Raw genomic sequence first — 19,689 nt, forward strand, 5'->3', positions numbered from 1 at the left:
AGGGAGGACGGCGTCGCGGCGTTCGTCCGGTCCGTTCCCAACCTCCGGTGCACGGCGGAGGGGCCACGCGAAGCGCTGCTTCAGGGGTACCTCGGGCTTTCGGACCGCCGCGTGGAGGCGGATCTGCGAAGGGCGAGCGGAGGGCAGAATCCGATGTCCGGCGCGGGACACGGGCGGGCGCTCGCGTCGGTCGTCCACCGGGAGAAAGGCGCGGACGAGACCTTCCCCTGGGACGTGGTGGAGGGGGGGATCCGGAAGGACGCGCTCCGGGCGCGGTACGAGGCGTTCCGGAAGGGTTGAGGCTACCCGGCAGAAACGCGGATCATGACGTTCCGCGTCCGGGGGCCGTCGAACTCGCAGAGGAAGACCGACTGCCAGGTCCCCAGCACGAGCTGGCCGGCCTCGACGAACACGGACACGTTCGAGCCGACGATGCTGGACTTGATGTGCGCGTGCGAGTTTCCCTCGGAGTGCAGGTACGAGCCGGACGCGGGGGCGATCTCCTCGAGGCGGGCGAGGATGTCCTTCCGGACGTTCGGGTCCGCGTTCTCGTTGATGGTGACGGCCGCCGTGGTGTGGGGGATGAAGATCCGGCAGACGCCGCTTTTGACGCCGCTCTCGCGGACGACGAGCCGAACCTGCTGGGTGATGTCCACCAGCTGCTGGTCGGCGTCGGTCCGGATCGAAATCGTCTTGAAGGCCATTCGTCTCTCCGAGGGGTTCGGTGCTTCCTTCTTACCACGCGAATCCCCTATAATGCAATCCCGTGACCCCGACGGTACGCCTGATCCTCGCCTCCGAGTCCCCCCGCCGCCGGGAGCTGCTCTCCACGGTCGGCGTCCCGTTCCGCGTGATCCCGTCCGGCGTCGACGAAACCCCCCGGCGCGGGGAGCCGCCCGCCCGGTTCGCCCGTCGGGCGGCTCGCGACAAGGGGTTGTGGGTGGCGAAGCGGCACCCGGACGCTTACGTCCTCTCCGCGGACACGATCGTGGTGCGGGACGGCCGGATCCTGGGGAAGCCGAGCGACCGGGCCGACGCGCGGCGGATGCTGTCGCTTCTCGCGGGGCGGGAGCACAGGGTGTACACCGCGGTGTCCCTGCTGTGCGCGGCCAAGGGGTACGAGGAGACCGCCGTCGAGGTGTCCCGCGTCCGGTTCCGGGCGCTTTCCCCCGCGGAGGTCGCGGGGTACGCGCGGACCGGGGAGGGAGACGACAAGGCGGGCGCGTACGCGGCGCAGGGCGCGGGGATGCTCCTGATCGACCGGGTCGCCGGATCGTTCAGCAACGTGGTGGGGCTGCCGATGGCACGGGTCGTCGCGATGCTGGCTTCCGCCCGCCTGATCCGCGTCTCCCCGTCGGGCCCCTCGTGGTACGGGCCGGCGCGGGGGAGGGGATGATCCCGCCGCCCGACGCGCCGGGAGACGGCGCCCCGATCCGCGAACGGGTCGCTTGGATATACGACCGGATCTCCCGCGCCGAGCGGCGCGCGGGTCGCCGCCCGGGGGCGGTCACGCTGGTCGCGGTCTCCAAGACGCAGCCGCTCGAGCGGGTCCTGGAGGCGCGCGCGGCGGGCCTTTCGGTGTTCGGGGAGAACTACGTGCAGGAAGCGGAGGGGAAGATCCCGTCCGTGCCCGGCGCGGAGTGGCACCTGATCGGGAAGCTCCAGGGGAACAAGGTGCGCAGGGCCGTGTCGCTCTTCACCTGGATCCAGACGGCGGACTCCCCGAAACGGCTCGCGGAGATCTCGCGGTGCGCCGTGGAGTCGGGGAAGGTCGTTCCGACGCTGCTCGAGGTGAACGTCGGCGCCGAGGAGAGCAAGGCGGGGATATCCCCCGCGTCCCTCCGTGCGGTCGCGGAATCGGCCTGCGGCCTCCCGGGCGTACGAGTCGCCGGCCTGATGGCGATCCCGCCGCACGCGGACGATCCCTCGGCGAGCCGTCCGCACTTCGCCCGGTTGCGGGGGCTCCTCGAGGCGCTGGCCCGGGAGTTCCCGGGGATGGGGTTGCGGGAGCTGTCCATGGGGATGTCGAACGACTTCGAGGCGGCGATCGAGGAGGGGGCGACGATGGTTCGGATCGGGACCGCGCTCTTCGGCGTCCGGCGCGCGGGGGGGAGGACATGACGAGCCTGGGATTCATCGGTGCGGGGAACATGGGGGAGGCGATGATCCGGGGGGCGATCTCCGCGAAGCTGTACCCGGCGGACCGCGTGGTCGTCTACGACGCGGCCCCCGGGCGCGGCGAGGCGCTCCGGCACCGGTTCGGCGTCACCGTCGCGGCCACGGTCGAGGCGCTGCTGTCATCGTGCGACATCGTCGTGGTCGCCGTGAAGCCGCAGGTTCTTCCGGCCGTCCTCGCCGGAATCCCCCGGGGGGCGGTCCGCGGGAAGATCATCGTCTCCATCGTGGCCGGCGCGAAGGTCGCCGTCTTCGAGCGGGGCCTGGGCGAAGGCGCGAAGATCGTCCGGACGATGCCCAACACCCCGGCGCAGGTCGGCATGGGGAGCACCGGGGTGTACTTCCCCCCGGGCGTGGACGCGGGGACCCGGGAGCGCGTGCGCGCCCTGTTCTCCTCGTTCGGAGAGGTGGCGGAGATGCCCCGGGAGGAGCTGCTCGACGTGGTGACGGCGCTGTCCGGCTCCGGCCCCGCGTACGCGTTCCTGTTCCTCGAGGCGCTGGCCGACGGCGCGGTGCGCGCGGGGATGGGGCGCCACGAGGCGTATCTGCTGGCGGCGGCGACGCTCGAGGGAGCCGCCCGGATGGTCCGGGAGACCGGGAAGCACCCGGCGGAGCTGAAGGACATGGTGATGTCCCCCGGCGGAACCACCGCCGCGGGAGTCGCCGCGCTGGAACGGGGGGCGTTCCGCGCGACGGTGATGGACGCGGTGCTGTCCGCGTGGCAGCGGTGCCGCGAGCTTTCGACCTGAAAGGGGGGGCGCGGGGGATGTTCGTGGCGAAGAACCTGCTGGAGGCGGTGGCGACGATCGTCGATTACGCCCTGTGGGCGTACATGTGGGCGTTCATCCTTCGCGCGGTCCTTTCGTGGGTGAGCCCCGATCCGTACAACCCGATCGTCCGCGCGCTCTACTCCGTGACCGAGCCGGTCCTTTCGATCCTCCGCAGGAGGCTGCCGCTGTTCGCTGGCTCCATCGACTTCGCACCGATGGTCGCCGTCCTCATCATCGTGTTCCTGCAGCGGTTCATCGTCCGGACCCTCTTCGACCTCGCCCTCCGGATGCCGTGAGCCGGCCCGCTGAGCCGGTCGCCACTCTCCCGGTCCGCGTCGTTCCCCGCGCGTCGAGGGAAGGGGTGGCCGGATTCGAGGGGGGCGTATTGCGGATCCGCCTGTCCGCCCCCCCGGTGGAGGGGAAGGCGAACGAGGCGCTGGTGCGGTTCCTCGCGAAGGCGCTCGGCGTGCCCCGGGGGCGCGTCACCCTGGCCGTCGGCGCGCGGGGTCGAAGCAAGGTCGTCCGCGTCGATGGGATGACGACCGAAGAGGCCCTCGCCCGGCTCGCTCCCGCCCCGCAAACTCCGTAAGTCGTTCGATCGCCGCGTGCGACGGAGCACGGTGCGTTCCCCCCCCGGTTTCGGGGAGGGAACGACCGCACGGGAGGGGTTGGAAAAAAAAAGGGGGGCCGGAGGGTTTTCTGGGGTGAGAAAGCTCCAACCCTCCGGCTGGGGGCAGGGAAACGCTGCGTTTTCACGCGGCGCATCCGCTACGGCCCGGTTAACAGCAATGTTGGTGCCGCACCGTCGTGGTTCGCCGCGGATTCGGGAAATCAGGCAGTTACCGTCCCCGGCGGGAACGATCATCGGCATGGATGCGGAAAATGGCGCACCCGCCGGGGTCATTCCACCCGGTGGATCCACCCGTGACGGTCTTTCTTCTCTCCGTACTGTATCCCGGTGATCTCGCGGAAGAGGCGGACGGCGAGATCCCCCGCCTTCCCTCCGTTCACCGCCACCTCCTTCCCCCGGAAGGAGAAGGCGCCCACCGGGGAGATGACCGCCGCCGTCCCCGAACCGAACGCCTCGGACAACGTCCCGTCCCCGGCTCCATCGAGGACCTCTTCGATGCCGACGGGGCGCTCCGCCACCGGGATCTTCCACTCCCGCGCCAGCGTCAGCACCGTGTCCCGCGTCACCCCGGGCAGGATCGATCCGGAGAGGGGAGGCGTCACCAGCTCCCCGCGGAGGACGAAGAAGATGTTCATCGTGCCCACTTCCTCCACGTACCGATGGCCGGCCGCGTCGAGCCACAGGACCTGGTCGAACCCTTTCTCCTTGGCGTTCTTCGCGGCGAGCAGACTGGCCGCGTAGTTTCCGCCGGTCTTGGCCTCTCCCACCCCCCCCCGGGCGGCGCGGACGTACTGCTCCTCGACGAGGATTCGCACCGGGTCGAAGCCGCGGGCGTAGTACGCGCCTACCGGGCCGGTGATGATGAAGAAGACGTATTCGGCCGACGGCCGCACCCCGAGCCCCGCCTCCGTGCCGATCATCGTGGGGCGGATGTACAGCGATGCGCCCTGCTCGCGCGGGATCCACTCGCGGTCCAGGCTCACCAGTTCGCGGATGGCCTGGACATGGTCCGCGGGCGGGATCGCGGGCATGCACATGCGGGCGGCGGAGCGGTTCATCCGCTCCGCGTTCTTCTCCGGCCGGAAGAGGCAGATCGAACCGTCCCCGGCGTAGTACGCCTTCAACCCCTCGAAGATCTCCTGGCCGTAGTGCAGCACCATGGAGGACGGGGGGAGAGACAGCGGACCGTAGGGGACGATGCGCGGCGCGCGCCACTCCCCCCGGGCGTAGTCCATGAGGAACATGTGGTCCGAGAACCGGTTCCCGAACCCGAGCTTTTCCCCGTTCGCGGGTTTTTCGCGTCGCGCCTCCGGGGGCGCCTTGGTCACGGCGATCTTCATCCCGTCTCCCGTTCCCGCGCGCGGCGGGCGTGATGTGGTCGATGCGCGGAGCGGACCCGGCGCACGGGTGATATTTATACCGCAAACCCGCGGATCCGGAAAGGTGCGCCGGGCGAGGGCGCGCACCGGCCGGATCCCGGTCTTTGGGATGGAATCTCCTTGGGGTTGGCCCGCACGGCGTGTAAGATGGGTAAGGTTTTTCATCGAGGAATCGATCGGACGACACGAGGAAAGGAGCGGCGAAAAGGATGATGAAACGGTTTGCGACGACGATGTGCGCCATGGTCGCGCTTTCGGGGGCGGCGTTCGCTGCGGACGCGCCGGCGCTCCAGGGAGAGAAGGAGAAGCTCGGCTACAGCATCGGAATGGACATCGGCGGAAACCTCAAGCGGCAGGCGATCGAGGTGGACGCCGACGCGCTGGCGAAGGGGTTCAAGGATACCTACACCGGCGGCAAGACGCTGCTCACGGAGGAAGAGGGGAAGCAGACGATCCTCGATTTCCAGAAAAAAATGATGGCGAAACAGGCGGAGGCCATGAAGCAGAAGGCGGACACGAACAAGGCGGACGGCGAGAAGTTCCTCGCGGAGAACGGGAAAAAGGAGGGAGTAAAGACCCTCGCGAGCGGGCTGCAGTACAAGGAGATCACCGCGGGCACCGGAAAGTCGCCCAAGGCGACGGACACCGTGACCACGCACTACAAGGGGACGCTGATCGACGGGACCGAGTTCGACAGCTCCTACAAGCGCGGCGAGCCGGCGACGTTCCCGGTGTCGGGCGTCATCCCCGGCTGGACCGAGGCGCTCCAGTTGATGAAGGAAGGATCCAAGTGGCAGCTCTTCATCCCGTCTTCCCTTGCGTACGGGGAGCGGGGGGCGGGCCGCGACATCGGACCGAACGCGACGCTCGTCTTCGAGGTCGAACTGATCTCCGTGAAGTGAGGCGCGCACCGGGGGAGTAGGGGGCCGGGGTGAACCGGTGGCTTCGCGTCGCCGGGGGCGTGGCGCTGAACATCTGCCTGGGCGCCGGCTACGCGTACAGCGTGTTCATCCCCCCCCTCCAGCGGGAGTTCGGGTGGAGCCGGTCCGAGCTCTCGTTCGCCTTCACCCTGCTGGTGGCCTTCATCACCGCGGGGGTGCTGATCGGGGGGCGGTGGCAGGATCGCCGGGGTCCCGCGGCGGTTTCATTTACCGGGGCCGTCCTCTTCTCGGTCGGGATCTTCCTCTGCCGGTACACCGATTCCCTTGCGTGGCTATACGCTTCGTGCGGCGGGCTGGCCGGTTTCGCCAGCGGACTCGGGTACGTGTGCCCGCTGTCGGTAGGTATCCGATGGTTCCCGGACCGCAGGGGGCTGGTCACCGGGATGATGGTGATGGGGTACGGGGCGGGCGGCGCGATCATCGCGCCGCTGGCCGGCTACCTCATCCAGCGTTTCGGCTGGCGCGACACGTTCGGAATCCTCGGCGCGGGGTTCCTCGTCCTCGGGACGGCGGGGTCGGCGCTCCTGCGGAATCCCCCGGCCGGGTGGCGGCCTCCCGGCTGGAATCCGCCGGCGGAAAGCGGCGGGCACGCCCGCGGCGGCGATTTCCGCCCCGCGGAGATGGCGCGTACCGCGGCGTTCTTCCGGATGTGGATCGGGTACGCTTTCGGGACCGCGGCCGGGTTGATGGTGATCGGGCACCTGGCGGCGTTCGCGCAGGGAGCAGGATTTTCCCCGAGGGACGCCGCCGTCTCCGTCGGGGTGCTCGCGATCGGAAACGGGTGCGGGCGGATCGGTTCCGGGTGGATGTCGGACCACGCCGGGAGGGTCCGGACGCTGGTCCTCGGGATGGCCGCAACGGTCCTCCTCCTACTTCTCGCCCCCGGGGTCGCGACCGTCGCCGCGCTGTTCGCCGTCGTGTTCCTCATCGGGTACTGCTACGGAACGCAGATGGCGGTCTTCCCTTCCACGACCGCCGACTTCTTCGGGATCCGGAACCTGGGGAACAACTACGGTCTGCTCCTGACGGCTTGGGGAGTCGCCGGGGTGATCGGTCCGATGGCGGGGGGGTGGATCTTCGACGCCACGAAGAGCTACGCCGTCGCCTTCCGGATCGCCGCGCTGCTCGCCGCGACGGCGGCGGTGGTGATGGCTACGGTTCGAGCGCCTTCACGTCCGTGATGAAATATTCCGACTCCCCGAAGAGCGTGGTCGGGATCCCCTTGTGCTGGGCGTAGGAGAGGGCCACGCGCTTCCCCATCAGCCGGTTGATCCGTTCCGCGACCGCGTCCTCCCGGACGGTGAAGAAGAACTTCTCCGGCGTCGTGCCGGGCATGGCAACCATCAGCAGCTCCCCCTCCCACGTCTTCACGACCCAACCCTTCTTCGACAGTTTCTGCACGTAGCCGGCGCGTTCTCCGCTGGCGAACGTCCACGTGAGGGCGAGCCACGTGTACAGCGCGAACAGCAGGACCGGCGTCAGCAGGAACCCTCCCAGCCACAGCTTCCAGCGGAATTTCCTCGTCTCCATCGGGCGCCCCCCCCGGGCCATATATTACCCCAGGATCCCGGGAAGCGGGGGCAAGGAGCAGAGCACGCCGGTCCGTTCCTGCGAGGAAGGTCCGCGGGGCGATTCCGCCGGGCTGCTTGACAGGAGCGGGAAGGTTGCAGGAAGATAACAAAACGACGTTATCGAGAATACAACGAAGACACCACGGTCGTCACCGATGAGCGGCTTGCAGATCGACAGGAAGGGTACGGCCGACGCGGCGTTCCCGCCGCGCTCGAAAAACGCCATCCACGAAGCGGGCTTCCGCGTCCCCCACCTTCTCGTCCAGTCCATCTCGGAACGGAAACAGCAGATCCTCCGCTCGACGTTCCAGGCGATCCGCAAGGCGGACCTGAAGGAAGAGTACCGGATCCTGATGGCCGACTCGGCCGAAGGCCAGAGAAGGACCGCGATGGTCCTGGGGCTGATCCAGAAGGCGTTGCGCGGAGACATCCAGCCGCTCATCGAGGATCAGATCCGCACGGGGTACATCCGGGTCGTACAGAAGGTCCCGCTGCACAACACGCTGAAGGTCCACACCATCATGGAACAGGCCATCACGAGGGAGTTCATCAACCATTATTCCGACTATTCCAGCACGGAAATGAACCTGAAGGATCTTCACGAGGAAGTGATCGTGCTGAATTTCGTCTACGGGAAGGTGAAGGAGGTCGTTTCCGAATCGTTCCTGAAAACCCGGGACGAGATCATCGAGAAAAGAAGCAAGCAGATCGAGGGTCTCTACAAGCTCGGAAACACCCTGGACGACAATTCGAGCATCTCCGACTTCAGCCAGATCTTCATCAACGAAGTGTCGAACATCCTGGGCGCCGCCCACGTGATCCTGACGATCGACAACGGCAGCGGCTCTAGCAGGCGATTCCACCCCACGACCCAGGTGGGAAGCTCGACGGTCGCCCTCGAGCTGTTCATCAGCGAAAGGATGGACGAGATCCTGAAGAAGATGGTCCAGGTGCGCGTGCCGTCCCTCGTGGACCACCACGGCAGGAAGCAGTTCCCGGTGAATTCTGAGAGCATCGAGACCATCCCGATCGGGTACTGGCTCGTGGTCCCGATCTACACCGAGAGCAAGTTCTACGGCTTCCTGTCCATCAACACGGGGAAGCTGAACGGGCAGCTGTTCGGCGCCGATTCCTACGTCATCCTCTCCGTGGTGTCCAAGATCGCACAGGCGATGGCGAGGAACCAGTACCTCACCGAGCTCAGGAAAAGCCAGAGGATGCTCCAGCGCCTGGCCGGTCGAATCATTTCCCTCCAGGAAGAGGAGCGGAAGAAGATATCGGCCGAGATCCACGACACCATCATCCAGCGGCTTACGGGCATCTGGTTCAAGCTGCTGTACCTGGAAGAAACGACGCCCGCCGTCAAGGACACCGACTACGATTCGTTCGTCGCGCTGAAGTCCTACGTCAACGACTCCATCAAGGAGGGCCGGCGCATCGTATACGGATTGAGGCCGTTGATGCTGGACGAACTCGGGGTAAAGAAGACGATCGAGGAATTCGTGAATAATTTCCGCAAGGAAAATTCGATGGAGATCGAGCTCGACATCCGGGGGGATTTCTCCAGGATGTCCTCGGACAAGCAGACGAGCGTATTCCGGATACTCCAGGAAGCGATGGAAAACATAAAGAAACATTCCGATTCGAACCGGGCGAGGGTCCTCCTGGAGTGCGGCGACGCGGAACTGTCCTTCCTCGTGGAGGATTTCGGCACCGGGAAAGCGAAGCGGGTCCCGAGGAAGAAGGAGATCGGGAAGAGCCATTTCGGGCTCGTCATCATGGACGAACGCGCGAAAGCGGTTGGAGGCAGGATGCGATACGGATTCAAGAACCGGGGCGGATTCATCGTCCAGGGGAAGATTCCCATGGACGGTACCGGGAGATACCGTTGATCAAGGTCTACCTGGTCGATGACCACGACGTGATCCGGGCGGGCCTGAAGCAGATCCTCGAGCTGGACAAGGAGATCCGCGTGGTGGGGGAGGCGTCCCGGGCGCTCGATGCGATCCACCTGCTCGGATCCGGGGCGGCGGACATCGTCTTCATGGACATCCGGATGCCGGGGATGAACGGGATCGAGGCGACCCGCATCCTGAACGAGAAGGTGCCGAACATCAAGGTGATCCTGCTGACGAATTTCAACGAGGAAGAGTACATCGTCGAGGGGCTCCGGGCCGGCGCCGCCGGGTTCCTGCTGAAGAACATCGGGAAAGAGGAGCTGCACAAGATCGTCCACGCGGTGTACGAGGGGAAGTCGTTCCTGGACCCGGCGGTCACGATGACCATCATCCGGGAGGCGGTGAGAAAACCCCGGCTAGCCGCGAAGGAATCCGCCCCTCCGCCCGAGGAACGGCTGACGACGAGGGAATTCGAGATCCTCGACCTCATCAGCCGGGGCTTGAGCAACAAGGAAATCGGGTCGAAGGTCCACCTGTCCGAGTACACGGTCAAGTTCCACGTGAAGGCCATCTTCCGGAAGCTGGGCGCCCGGTCGCGGTCCGAAGCCGTGTACAAGGCGGTCAGCAGCAGCCTCATCTCCCAGAAGCCGGGGACCTGACGGCTCCCCCCTCCCCCCCTTTCGAGCCTTCGATTCGACCCGTTCGCAGGATTGCCCACGGGGCCCCATCCGCCGGATTGTAAGGTGGGCGGCGTGTCCCATGTGCCCGCCCGCCTTGCAGCGGATCGCACCCATCAACGTCGGATCGGGAGGATTTGCATGTCCAATCTGCCGGACCTTTTTTCCCCCATCAAGCTGCGCCATTGCGAGATCAGGAACCGGATCCTCATCTCGGGCCATGTAAACGGAATGGCCGGAGAAGCCAGCCTGCCCAACGAACGGGAGCTTCGGTACCACGAGGCCCGGGCGAAGGGAGGGTACGGTCTCATCGTGATGGGGGCCGCCGCGGTGAGCCCCCACTCCTGGCTCTTCCCGTCGGTCATCCAGGGTTGGAGGGACGAAATCGTCCCCTGGTATCGGAAGATATCCGATGCCGTGCATGCCCATGGGTCGAAACTCATGGTCCAGGCCTGGCACAACGGGCACCAGGAGACCGGGTTCTACTCGTGGGCGAATGCCCAGTGCCCTTCCCAGATCGTCTCCGCGGGTCAGGGGGAGGCGCCCGCGGCGATGGACGAGGACGACATCCGGCAAGCCGTAAAGGACTACGTCGATTTCGCCCTCCGTTGCAAGGAGGGCGGGCTGGACGGCGTCGAACTGCATTTCGCCCACGGCTACCTGCCCCAGCAGTTCCTCTCTCCCTACTCCAACATTCGAACGGACCGGTACGGCGGCAGCCTGGAGAACCGGATGCGGTTCGGGATGGAACTGATCGATGCCGTCCGCGAAGCCGTGGGGGGAGAATTCGTCGTCGGACTCCGGGTCAGCGGGGACGAGATGATCCCCGCGGGGCTGAAACTCGCCGACATGAAGGTCATCGCCCCCGTCTGGGCGGAGACGGGGAAGATCGACTACCTGAACATTTCGGGAGGCACGTACCGGTCCATCGCTCCGTTCGTCGGACCGATGATGGTCCCGGCGGGATCTTTTGTGTACATGGCCGCCGAGATCCGGCAGGTGGTGGACATCCCCGTGTTCGCCGCCGTCCGGATCAACGATCCCGTGATGGCAGACAACATCATCCGGAACGGCGAGGCCGACATGGTGGTCATGACCCGGGCCTCCATCTGCGACCCGGAGATGCCGAACAAGGCCCGGGCCGGCCGGATCGACGACATCCGGCTCTGCATCGCCTGCAACGAGGGGTGCTGGGAGCGGATCGAGCACCATCAGCCGATCACCTGCATGCAGAACCCGGAGACGGGCAGGGAAGGGGTGTTCCGGCTCGAACCGGCGCCCCGGCCGAAGAACGTCGTGGTCATCGGGGGTGGGCCCGCCGGGATGAAGGCGGCGGCGGCCGCCCGGGCGAGGGGCCACCGGGTGACGCTGTTCGAAAGAAAGTCGGAGTTGGGAGGAGCCATCCTCGTCCCGGCGAGACTGCCGGCGCGGCAGGAATGGAGCCAGTGCGTGCGGTTCCTTGCGCATGAACTGAAGCGACTGGGGGTGACCGTCCGTACCGGCACCGAGGCCACCGCCGCCCTCGTTCTGGCCGAAAATCCGGACGCGGTCATCGTCGCAACCGGATCCGTGCCGTTCGGCGGGACCGCGGCGGGCACGGTGGGTCCGGATGCGGCGATACGGGTGGAGGACGGCGCCCACGTCGTCACGGCGGAGGACGTGATCGAGGGGAGGGCCGAGACCGGGGACAAGGTGGTGATCGCCGACTTCCAGAACTACATGAAAGGGATGATCACCGCGGAGTACCTCGCGGATCGGGGAAAGGACGTCACGCTGGTCATGCCCCTGCCGTTCCGGCTGCTGTCGGCGAACCCGTACGACATCGACAAACCCACGCACGCGATCCAGACGTGGAACATGACGGCGAAGGGGGTCCGGAAGATCAGCGACTTCGAGGTCAAGAAGGCGGCGCCGGGGCGCGTCACCATCCGGAACGTCTTCACGGAAAAGGACGAGATCCTCGAGGCCGACACGCTGGTGACCTGCTACTGGCGCCGTTCCGAGGGGGGACTCTACGACGAGCTGAAGGGCAGGGTGAAGGAGCTGCGCAGGATCGGGGATTGCCTGGCCCCGCGCCGCGTCATCAACGCCATCTACGAGGGGTACAAGGCCGGGATGGAGATATAGGCCCTCGACGGAGGCGGGAGGGCCATGAGCGGGGAGATCTGGACGTACGCGGAGGAGAAGAAGGGGGAGCTGCCGGAATCCTCCCTGGAGCCGATCTGGGCGGCACGGCGGCTGGCCGATCAGAGGGCGGGGGGGCGGGTCACCGTCGTGCTCCTTGGCGGGCGGGCGGAGAAGGTCGTCGCCGTGCCGGGGCGGCACGGCGCCGACCGGGTGTTCTGGGCGGAGGGGGAGCGGATCGGCCGGCATTCGCCCGAATTCCTGACGGGCATCCTCTCCGGGCTGGTCGGCCGGCACGACCCGTCCGTCTTCCTGTTTCCGGCGACGGACGCGGGGAGGGACCTTGCCCCGAGGGTCGCCGCCAGAGTCCGGGCGCCTCTTTTTCCCGAATGCGACAGGCTGGAATGGTCCCCGGACGGGTTTCTCGCCGCCCGGAGGCTCACCCACGGACGGAAGGTCCACGTCACCGCCGTGTGCAGGAACGCCAGGCCGCAGATGGCGATCCTCGCGCCCGGGGCCGGCGGATCGAAAGAAGCGGCCGCAGGACCGGCGACGCCTCCGGAGATCGTGCGGATCGACCTCCGGGTGCTGCCCGGCGGGGGAGCGCGAAGGAGGGTCGGCGTCGTCGGCCACGAGCGGGCGGACCCCGGGACCGTCGACATCACGGACGCGGAAACGATCGTCGCGGGCGGAAAAGGCGCGTGCGGCGAGGACGGTTTCCGATGGATCGAGGAGCTGGCGGAGGCGATCGGGGCCTCCGTGGCGGGAACCCGGGCGGCGGTCGACCTGGGGTGCATCGGGCGGGAACGGCAGATCGGTCAATCCGGCAAGGCGGTTTCCCCCGGCCTGTTGATCTCCTGCGGCATCTCCGGGGCGAACGCCCACGTGGTCGGCATGCGGGATTCCAGGACGGTCGTGGCCATCAACACGGACCGCAACGCTCCCATGCTTGCGCTTGCCGATCTCGCGGTGGTCGGAGACCTCCGCGAGGTCCTGCCGGCGCTGATCGACCGCATCCGGAGCGGGGGGATCCTCTTTTGAGTCCCGTTTACTACCCTTTAGCGGGATTGCCGGTTCGTCCCCATCGGCTTAAATGGAAGGAGCCTGGCGGATCGTCCGGAAGCCATCAGGAGAGCGAAATGACACAGCCGTCCCGAAAGTATTGGAACCTGGAAGTGGAGCCGCTTCTCAACACCCCCGAGATCCGGGAGAGCCAGGAGCGGAAGCTTCCGCGGTCGATCCGATACTGCTTTGAAAATGTCCCGTTCGAGCGGCGCCGTATGGAGGCGGCGGGCGTGAAACCCGAGGACATCCGAAGCCTGGCGGATTTCCGGCGGGCCCTTGCGCCGGTGGGGCAGGCGGATTTCCGGCGGGTCTTCGAGGAGTTCAACCTCGACATGGACCTGGTGTGGCGCCACCTGTTCGGCAAGGACCGGATGGACGACCTGTACCTGCTGACGACCACCTCCGGGACGACGGGAGTTCCGACCCCGTACCCGGTGTTCCACAAGACCACGGACACCATGGCCGAGCTTTTCGGGAGAATCGGGTGGCGCGCGGGGATGCGGCCCGGGGACAAGCTGGCCGTGGGCTTCGGCCTGAGCATGCATGCCGCGGGCACGCCCCACCTGTTCTGGTACAAGCGAAGCCACGGGGTCACCTTGATCCCCATCGGGGCCGAAGCGGGTACCGAGCGGATCCTGAACTTCATGAAGCTCTTCAAGGCCAACATCTTCTCCGGCACGCCCTCCCTCGCGCTTCACCTGATCGAGCGGGCCCCCGAGGTGCTGGGCGCCCCTGTGAAAAGCCTGGGGCTCAAGATGCTGCTCCTCGGGGCCGAGCCCGGCGCGGGGATCCCGGAAATCCGGAGCCGCCTCGAAACCGAATACGGCGCGAAGGTCTTCGACATCGGCGCCGGGTACGGGGTCTCCTGCGACCACCCCGAGTACCAGGGAATGCACTGGATCGCCGACGACCATTGCTTCTACGAGCTGGTGGACCCGGAGACCCTGGAACCGATCCCCATGACGCACGGAGCGATCGGGCAGGCCTGCTTCACGCCGCTGGACCCGGAGGCCGGCATCTTCTTCCACCATCTCCGGTTCACGCTCTCCGACATCCACCAGGTCTTCACCGAGCCGTGCCCCTGCGGTCTCAGCGGATTCCGGTACAAGATCGTCGGCAGGGCGGACGACATGCTCAAGGTGAAAGGCACCCCGGTATACCCGGCCGCCATCCAGGGGGTCATCAACGGTTTCGTGCCCCGCATCACCGGGGCGTTCCGGATCGTCCTGACGGAGAAGCCGCCCCGGGTCGTGCCGCCGCTGAAACTCAAGGTGGAATCCGGCGAGGGGATCCGGGAAGCCGACCTGCCCGGCCTGGAGCGGGAAATCGTGGAAAAGATGCACCGGATGCTCCACGTCCGGCCCTCCATCGCCTGGCTCAAGCCGTTCTCTCTGGAACGGGCGTCGAAGAAGACCCAGCTCCTGGAAAAACAGTACGAGTCGTAGGACCGGAGCAAGGAGCTCTCCCGTGCGGGACGTCGCGGTCGTGGGGGTCGGGATGACCCGGTTCGGGAAGTTCCCGGACAAGGGCATCAAGGAGCTGGTGCGCGAGGCGGTCACGGGGTCCATGAAGGATTCCGGGGCCCGGACCGCCGACTTCGGGGCCGCCTACGTGGGGAACGCCGCCGCGGGCCTCATGACCGGGCAGGAGATGATCCGGGGGCAGGTGACCTTGAGCCCCCTGGGCATCGAGGGGATCCCCGTGTTCAACGTGGAGAACGCGTGCGCCAGCTCCTCCACCGCGTTCCATCTCGGCTGGCAGGGGGTGGCCTCGGGGGCGTACGACTGCGTCCTGGTGGTCGGATTCGAGAAGCTGTTCCACCCCGACAAGCAGCGGTCGTTCCGCGCGCTGTCCACGGGAATCGACGTCGAAAGCGGCGGCACGTTCCTGCAGGACTTCGCCGCGCGGAAGGGGCAGAAGGCGGGAATCCTCCAGGCCGGCAGCGGCACCGACCGCAGCATCTTCATGGACATGTACACCTACTGGGTCCGGCCGTACATGGAGAAGTACGGCCTGACCCGGGAACATTTCGCGCGGATCTCGGTCAAGAACCACAGGAACGGATCGAGGAACCCGCACGCCCAATACCAGAACGAAGTAACGATGGAGGAAGTGCTCGCCTCGGGAGAAGTCGTATTCCCCCTGACGCGGATGATGTGCGCGCCCATCGGCGACGGGGCAGCCGCGTGCGTCCTCTGCTCGAGGTCCGTGGCCAGGAAGCTCTCCCGGAAGCCGGTCTGGGTCGCCGCCTCGAAAGTCGGGAGCGGGTCCCTGCACGCCGATGAGGAGGCCGTGGCCGGCGTGCTCGCTCCGGGGGTCTTCGAGCAGGCGGGGATCGGACCGGAAGACGTCGACGTGATCGAGGTCCACGACGCCACCGCACCTTCCGAGATCATGTCGCTGATCCAGCTCGGCATCTGTCCGGGAGACGACGCCTGCAAATGGATCGAGGAGGGGGCCCTCGAGATCACGGGGGCCATGCCGACCAATCCTTCCGGCGGGCTGGAGACCAAGGGCCACCCGGTCGGCGCGACGGGCGCGGGGCAGATCTTCGAGATCGTGACGCAACTCCGGGGCGAGGCGGGCGGGCGCCAGGTCCAGGCTCCCAGGACCGGGATGACGCACAACGGCGGCGGGATCCTCGGCGCGGACGCTGCCGCGATGGCCCTGCACGTCTTCAAGCGGTAAATCGAAATCGACGTTCGATTCCAGGGGAAAGGAGCACCGGTGAAATGCCCTACCTCGACATGAACCTCGATCTGTCGTGGGAAGACAAAGAGGTCAAGGCGACCGCCCATAAATTCGCCAGGGAGGTGATGCGGCCGATCGCAAAGGAGGTCGATCGGTTGAGCGCCGAGGACGCCGTGGCCAGGAGTTCCCCCACGTGGGAATTCCTGCGGCAGGCGTACGCGATGGGGTACCACAAGGCGATGTTCCCGCCGGAACTCGGAGGGGGGGGGTTCACACCGCTGCAAGGACACCTGCTGAACGAGGAGATCATCTGGGGAAGCCTGGGGCTTTCGGGAATCATCCTGCTGGCTTCGTGGCCGTTCTTCAAGATCCTGCAGTCCGGGGACCCGGGGCTCATCGAGGAGTTCGTGGAGCCGTACTGCAGGACCAGCGTCCCGGACATCACCGCCTGCTGGGCCGTCACCGAACCGGACCGAGGCTCCGACACGATCAACGTGGGCGAGCCGTTCTTTTCCGTCCCCGGTGCGAGGATGAACGTCCAGGCCCGGCTGGACGGGAACGAATGGGTGCTCAACGGGCAGAAGTCCGCCTGGGTGACATGCGGTCCCATCGCGACGCACTGCATGCTCAACGCCACGGTCGATTCGACGAAAGGCCTGGCGGGAGGCGGGGTCTTCATTCTCCCGCTGGATCTCCCCGGAGTATCCCGGGGGAAAGCGCTCGAGAAGGTGGGGCAGCGGGATCTTCCCCAGGGAGAGCTGTTCTTCAGCGACGTGCGGGTCCCGAAGCGGTACATGTTCGTGGGGCCCGAGAATTACACCGTCTGGCTCGCGAACAACCTCGCGTTCGGCAACGCCGCCATGACGCTGTTCGCCATCGGGTTGGCGCGGGCGGCGTTCGACGAGGCGTTCCGGTACACGAAGGAAAGGGTCCAGGGCGGGAAGGTCCTGATCGACCATTACCTCACGAAAGTGCGGATCGCCCGGATGTTCGGTAAGGTCGAGGCGATCCGCGCGACCAGCCGCGCTGTCTGGAACCTGGCGCTGAACGTCCACCCGCCGTACCCCGAATATTCATACGCCGCCAAGGTCACGTGCACGGAAATGGCGCGGGAAGTCATCGACGAGGCGGTCCAGCTGCACGGGGCGAACGGGCTGACCAAGGAGTACCCGGTCGAGAAGTTCTGGAGGGATTCCCGGGCGCTGACGATCGAGGACGGGGAGAGCAACACCCTGTTGGCGATGGCGGGTTATTTCCTGAAGGACACCTACCCCAGGGCGGGCAAACCGTGATCCATCCGGGGAATACCGGAGGCGAAATGACGGAGGAATGCGTTTCGTTTCGACTGGACGGGAAGGCCGCCCTGGTGACGGGCGCGTCCCGCGGGATCGGAGCGTGCTGCGCAAAGACGCTGGCGCTGGCCGGCGCCAAGGTGTTCGCCACGGACGTGCTCGAAAAGGAAGGACGGGAGGTGGTCGAGGGGATCCGCCGGGCGGGAGGCGACGCCGAGTTCGGATTGCTGGATGTCGCCGGCGAGAAGAGCTGGGAGGCCGGAGTAAAGTCGATCCTGGAACGGTTCGGCGGGTTCGACATCCTGGTGAACAACGCCGGGGTCGAGATCGTGCGGCCGATCCTGGAGACCCGCCTCGAGGAGTGGCGCGCCCTGCACTCCGTGAACCTGGACGGGGTCTTTCTCGGGATGAAGGCCGCCGTCCGGGCCATGATGCCGGGGGGAGCCGCCGGAAGAGGCGGATCCATCATCAACCTGTCGTCGATCGCCGGCCTGATCGGATTCCCGTTCCTGTCCGCGTACTGCTCCTCCAAGGGAGGGGTGCGGAACCTCTCCAAAGCCGTCGCCGTCGAGTGTGCGAAGTCGGGATACGGCATCCGCGTGAACTCCGTCCACCCCGGGTTCATCGGGACGACGCAGATGGCCGAACGGTTCTTCGCCTCGGTGGCGGCGCACTTCTTCGACGGCGACCGGGAGAAGGCGATCGAGTACTGCAGGGGGCTCACCCCGGCGGGCCACATCGGAAATCCCCTCGACATCGCGGCGGCCGTGCTGTTCCTTTCCTCCGACGCGTCCGGTTTCATCACCGGCACCGAACTCACCGTGGACGGGGGTTTCACGGCGGTATGAGAGGGCGGGACGTGCCGTCTGCGGTCTCCCGGATTCTCCGGGAAAAAGCGGAATCGATCGGCGATTCGCCCTTCCTGCGGTTCGGGGAGGGGGTCGTCACCTTCGGATGGATGGACGAGCGGAGCAACCGGGCCGCCAACCTGTTGCGGGAGATCGGGGTCCGGCGGGGGGACAAGGTCTGCCTGATGACCGCGAACCGGCCCGAATTCGTCGAGCTTTGGTTCGGGATCGCGAAGCTGGGCGCCATCATGGTGCCGTTGGAGCCCTCCCTGGAACCGGATTCCGTGTCCTACGTCGCGAGCCACTCCGACGCAACGGTGTTCGCGGTGGAGGGTTCCGCCTGTCCCTCGATCGAGGATCGGCTCCGGAAATCGCCGCAGATACGGAAAAAGCTGTGGATCGGAGAAGCGGGAGCCTCCCCCCCGGGTTTCCTGGATTACCGGGAGACGGTGGGGGCGTTCTCCGCGGCGGCCCGGTTCCCGGCGACGGATCCTTCCGACGTCATGTCGATCGTCTACACGCCCGGCACCTCCGGGCTCCCCAAGGGCGCGATGCTTTCCCAGCGCAACTACCTGCATTCCGGAAGGGTCTGGTCGGAGAACGTGGTGCGTCCGGGGGAAAACGACGTATTCTACACGGCCCTTCCCCTCGCCAGGATCCAGACCCAGACGCTCATGGTCGTGGGAGCCTTGATCGGCGGACGCCCGATCGTGCTCGCGGACGGTTTCGACGCCCGGACGTTTTTCAACGAAATCCGGCGCAGCGGAGCGACCGTGTTCGACTACGCGGGTTCGATGATCGACCGCCTGCTCGCGCTGGAACCGTCGCCGGAGGACGCGTCGAATCCCGCGCGCCTCGCTTTCGGGGGCGCGATCTCCGGATTCGTGCGAAGGGCGTTCGAGAACCGGTTCGCCGTCGAAGTGGCGGAGGGATTCCACCTGGTCGAGTGCGGAGGGATGTGCATCGCCAATTCCGGGGAACGGGCGAAGGAGGGGGCGATCGGAAGGCCGCTGCCGTCCTACGAGGTGAAGATCGTAGACGAATTCGGGGAGGAGCTGCCGACGGGGCTTTCCGGGGAGATCGTGCTGCGTCCCCGGGTCCGGGAGGCGACCTTCCCGGGGTATTACCGGGAGCACGACCGGACGGCGGAGTACATGCCCAACGGCTGGTTCCACACCGGCGACCGGGGGTACGTGGATACGGAAGGCGATTTCTACTTCCTCGACCGGAAGGCGGATTGCATACGGCACGGAGGGGAGATGTTTCCCTGCGTCGACATCGAGAGGGTGGTCAACTCCCACCCCGAGGTGCTGGAATCGGCGGCGACCGGCGTCCTCGCGGAGCTGGACGACGAGATCGTCCGGCTGTTCCTCGTTCTCCGCCCCGGCGGGACCCTCTCCGGGGAAGCGGTCATCGCGTGGTGCAAGGAAAGGATGCCGCCGCACCTGGTGCCCCGGTTCGTCGAAATCGTCCCCGGGCTCCCGAAAACCGTGGCGGGGAGCATCCGGCGGTTCGAACTCCGCAAGCGTCCCGTTCCGGAGCAGCGGGTCCCCCCCCTTTGAGCGGTGTTTTCTACACCTCCGCAGGATTGTTGGGAATCAACCCCTATTTTATAAATTTGGCCACA

The 19,689-nt window shown here is 66.6% G+C and carries 20 protein-coding genes; 17 read left to right on the forward strand and 3 right to left on the reverse strand.

From position 1 onward, the window contains the following. A partial coding sequence (locus HZB86_10570) for a hypothetical protein (GenBank protein ID MBI5905967.1) occupies nucleotides 1-300 on the forward strand: 300 nt, incomplete at its 5' end. A gap of 2 nt (nucleotides 301-302) precedes the next feature. On the opposite strand, the gene HZB86_10575 is transcribed toward HZB86_10570, so the two are convergent. After that, on the reverse strand, nucleotides 303-704 hold the full coding sequence (locus HZB86_10575; protein MBI5905968.1) for a YjbQ family protein: 402 nt from the start codon (nucleotides 702-704) through the stop codon (nucleotides 303-305). A gap of 62 nt (nucleotides 705-766) precedes the next feature. Between HZB86_10575 and maf the strand changes: the two genes are divergently transcribed. Genes maf through HZB86_10600 form a run of 5 tightly spaced genes read left to right on the forward strand, consistent with a single transcriptional unit; the run spans nucleotide 767 to nucleotide 3,534 of the window. Beyond that, complete coding sequence (gene maf, locus HZB86_10580; protein MBI5905969.1) at nucleotides 767-1,396, forward strand: septum formation protein Maf; 630 nt, start codon at nucleotides 767-769, stop codon at nucleotides 1,394-1,396. Then, nucleotides 1,393-2,121 carry a YggS family pyridoxal phosphate-dependent enzyme gene (locus tag HZB86_10585; GenBank protein ID MBI5905970.1) on the forward strand — a complete coding sequence of 243 codons (729 nt, stop codon included), beginning with the start codon at nucleotides 1,393-1,395 and terminating at the stop codon, nucleotides 2,119-2,121. The genes maf and HZB86_10585 overlap by 4 nt, the downstream gene beginning before the upstream one ends. After that, nucleotides 2,118-2,924, forward strand: coding sequence for a pyrroline-5-carboxylate reductase (gene proC / locus HZB86_10590; protein ID MBI5905971.1), 807 nt, complete (start codon nucleotides 2,118-2,120; stop codon nucleotides 2,922-2,924). The genes HZB86_10585 and proC overlap by 4 nt, the downstream gene beginning before the upstream one ends. Nucleotides 2,925-2,941: 17 nt before the next feature. Continuing rightward, nucleotides 2,942-3,241 carry a YggT family protein gene (locus HZB86_10595; GenBank protein ID MBI5905972.1) on the forward strand — a complete coding sequence of 100 codons (300 nt, stop codon included), beginning with the start codon at nucleotides 2,942-2,944 and terminating at the stop codon, nucleotides 3,239-3,241. After that, nucleotides 3,238-3,534, forward strand: coding sequence for a DUF167 domain-containing protein (locus HZB86_10600; GenBank protein ID MBI5905973.1), 297 nt, complete (start codon nucleotides 3,238-3,240; stop codon nucleotides 3,532-3,534). The genes HZB86_10595 and HZB86_10600 overlap by 4 nt, the downstream gene beginning before the upstream one ends. A 311-nt stretch (nucleotides 3,535-3,845) precedes the next feature. Here the strand turns inward: HZB86_10600 and HZB86_10605 are convergent, their stop codons facing one another. Next, complete coding sequence (locus HZB86_10605; protein MBI5905974.1) at nucleotides 3,846-4,916, reverse strand: branched-chain amino acid aminotransferase; 1,071 nt, start codon at nucleotides 4,914-4,916, stop codon at nucleotides 3,846-3,848. A 248-nt stretch (nucleotides 4,917-5,164) separates the two neighbouring features. Between HZB86_10605 and HZB86_10610 the strand changes: the two genes are divergently transcribed. Both HZB86_10610 and HZB86_10615 read left to right on the forward strand, forming a co-directional pair. Continuing rightward, the gene (locus HZB86_10610) at nucleotides 5,165-5,857 is read left to right on the forward strand and encodes an FKBP-type peptidyl-prolyl cis-trans isomerase (GenBank protein ID MBI5905975.1); all 693 of its coding nucleotides are present in this window, start codon (nucleotides 5,165-5,167) and stop codon (nucleotides 5,855-5,857) included. A 29-nt stretch (nucleotides 5,858-5,886) separates the two neighbouring features. Beyond that, complete coding sequence (locus HZB86_10615) at nucleotides 5,887-7,077, forward strand: OFA family MFS transporter (protein ID MBI5905976.1); 1,191 nt, start codon at nucleotides 5,887-5,889, stop codon at nucleotides 7,075-7,077. On the opposite strand, the gene HZB86_10620 is transcribed toward HZB86_10615, so the two are convergent. Then, on the reverse strand, nucleotides 7,049-7,426 hold the full coding sequence (locus tag HZB86_10620; GenBank protein MBI5905977.1) for a hypothetical protein: 378 nt from the start codon (nucleotides 7,424-7,426) through the stop codon (nucleotides 7,049-7,051). The two genes, HZB86_10615 and HZB86_10620, sit on opposite strands and share 29 nt — an antisense overlap. 196 nt (nucleotides 7,427-7,622) lie before the next feature. Between HZB86_10620 and HZB86_10625 the strand changes: the two genes are divergently transcribed. From HZB86_10625 to HZB86_10665, 9 genes are all read left to right on the forward strand, one after another. After that, nucleotides 7,623-9,359 (forward strand): hypothetical protein, encoded by a 1,737-nt coding sequence (locus HZB86_10625; GenBank protein MBI5905978.1) that lies wholly within the window; start codon nucleotides 7,623-7,625, stop codon nucleotides 9,357-9,359. Next, a complete protein-coding gene (locus HZB86_10630; GenBank protein MBI5905979.1) occupies nucleotides 9,356-10,024 on the forward strand; it encodes a response regulator transcription factor in 669 nt (222 codons plus the stop codon). The genes HZB86_10625 and HZB86_10630 overlap by 4 nt, the downstream gene beginning before the upstream one ends. Before the next feature lie 159 nt (nucleotides 10,025-10,183). After that, entirely contained in the window at nucleotides 10,184-12,169 is a 1,986-nt protein-coding gene (locus HZB86_10635) for an FAD-dependent oxidoreductase (GenBank protein ID MBI5905980.1), read from the forward strand. A 24-nt stretch (nucleotides 12,170-12,193) separates the two neighbouring features. After that, a complete protein-coding gene (locus tag HZB86_10640; protein MBI5905981.1) occupies nucleotides 12,194-13,207 on the forward strand; it encodes an electron transfer flavoprotein subunit alpha/FixB family protein in 1,014 nt (337 codons plus the stop codon). Between the two features lie 98 nt (nucleotides 13,208-13,305). Beyond that, on the forward strand, nucleotides 13,306-14,676 hold the full coding sequence (locus HZB86_10645) for an AMP-binding protein (GenBank protein MBI5905982.1): 1,371 nt from the start codon (nucleotides 13,306-13,308) through the stop codon (nucleotides 14,674-14,676). Between the two features lie 22 nt (nucleotides 14,677-14,698). Continuing rightward, the gene (locus tag HZB86_10650; protein MBI5905983.1) at nucleotides 14,699-15,919 is read left to right on the forward strand and encodes a thiolase family protein; all 1,221 of its coding nucleotides are present in this window, start codon (nucleotides 14,699-14,701) and stop codon (nucleotides 15,917-15,919) included. A gap of 44 nt (nucleotides 15,920-15,963) precedes the next feature. Beyond that, entirely contained in the window at nucleotides 15,964-17,214 is a 1,251-nt protein-coding gene (locus HZB86_10655; protein MBI5905984.1) for an acyl-CoA/acyl-ACP dehydrogenase, read from the forward strand. A 26-nt stretch (nucleotides 17,215-17,240) separates the two neighbouring features. Then, nucleotides 17,241-18,062 carry a glucose 1-dehydrogenase gene (locus tag HZB86_10660; GenBank protein MBI5905985.1) on the forward strand — a complete coding sequence of 274 codons (822 nt, stop codon included), beginning with the start codon at nucleotides 17,241-17,243 and terminating at the stop codon, nucleotides 18,060-18,062. An 11-nt stretch (nucleotides 18,063-18,073) separates the two neighbouring features. After that, entirely contained in the window at nucleotides 18,074-19,624 is a 1,551-nt protein-coding gene (locus HZB86_10665; GenBank protein ID MBI5905986.1) for an AMP-binding protein, read from the forward strand. Nucleotides 19,625-19,689: the final 65 nt, after the last annotated feature.

Source organism: Deltaproteobacteria bacterium, assembly GCA_016234845.1.
GTDB lineage: Bacteria > Desulfobacterota > Deferrimicrobia > Deferrimicrobiales > Deferrimicrobiaceae > JACRNP01.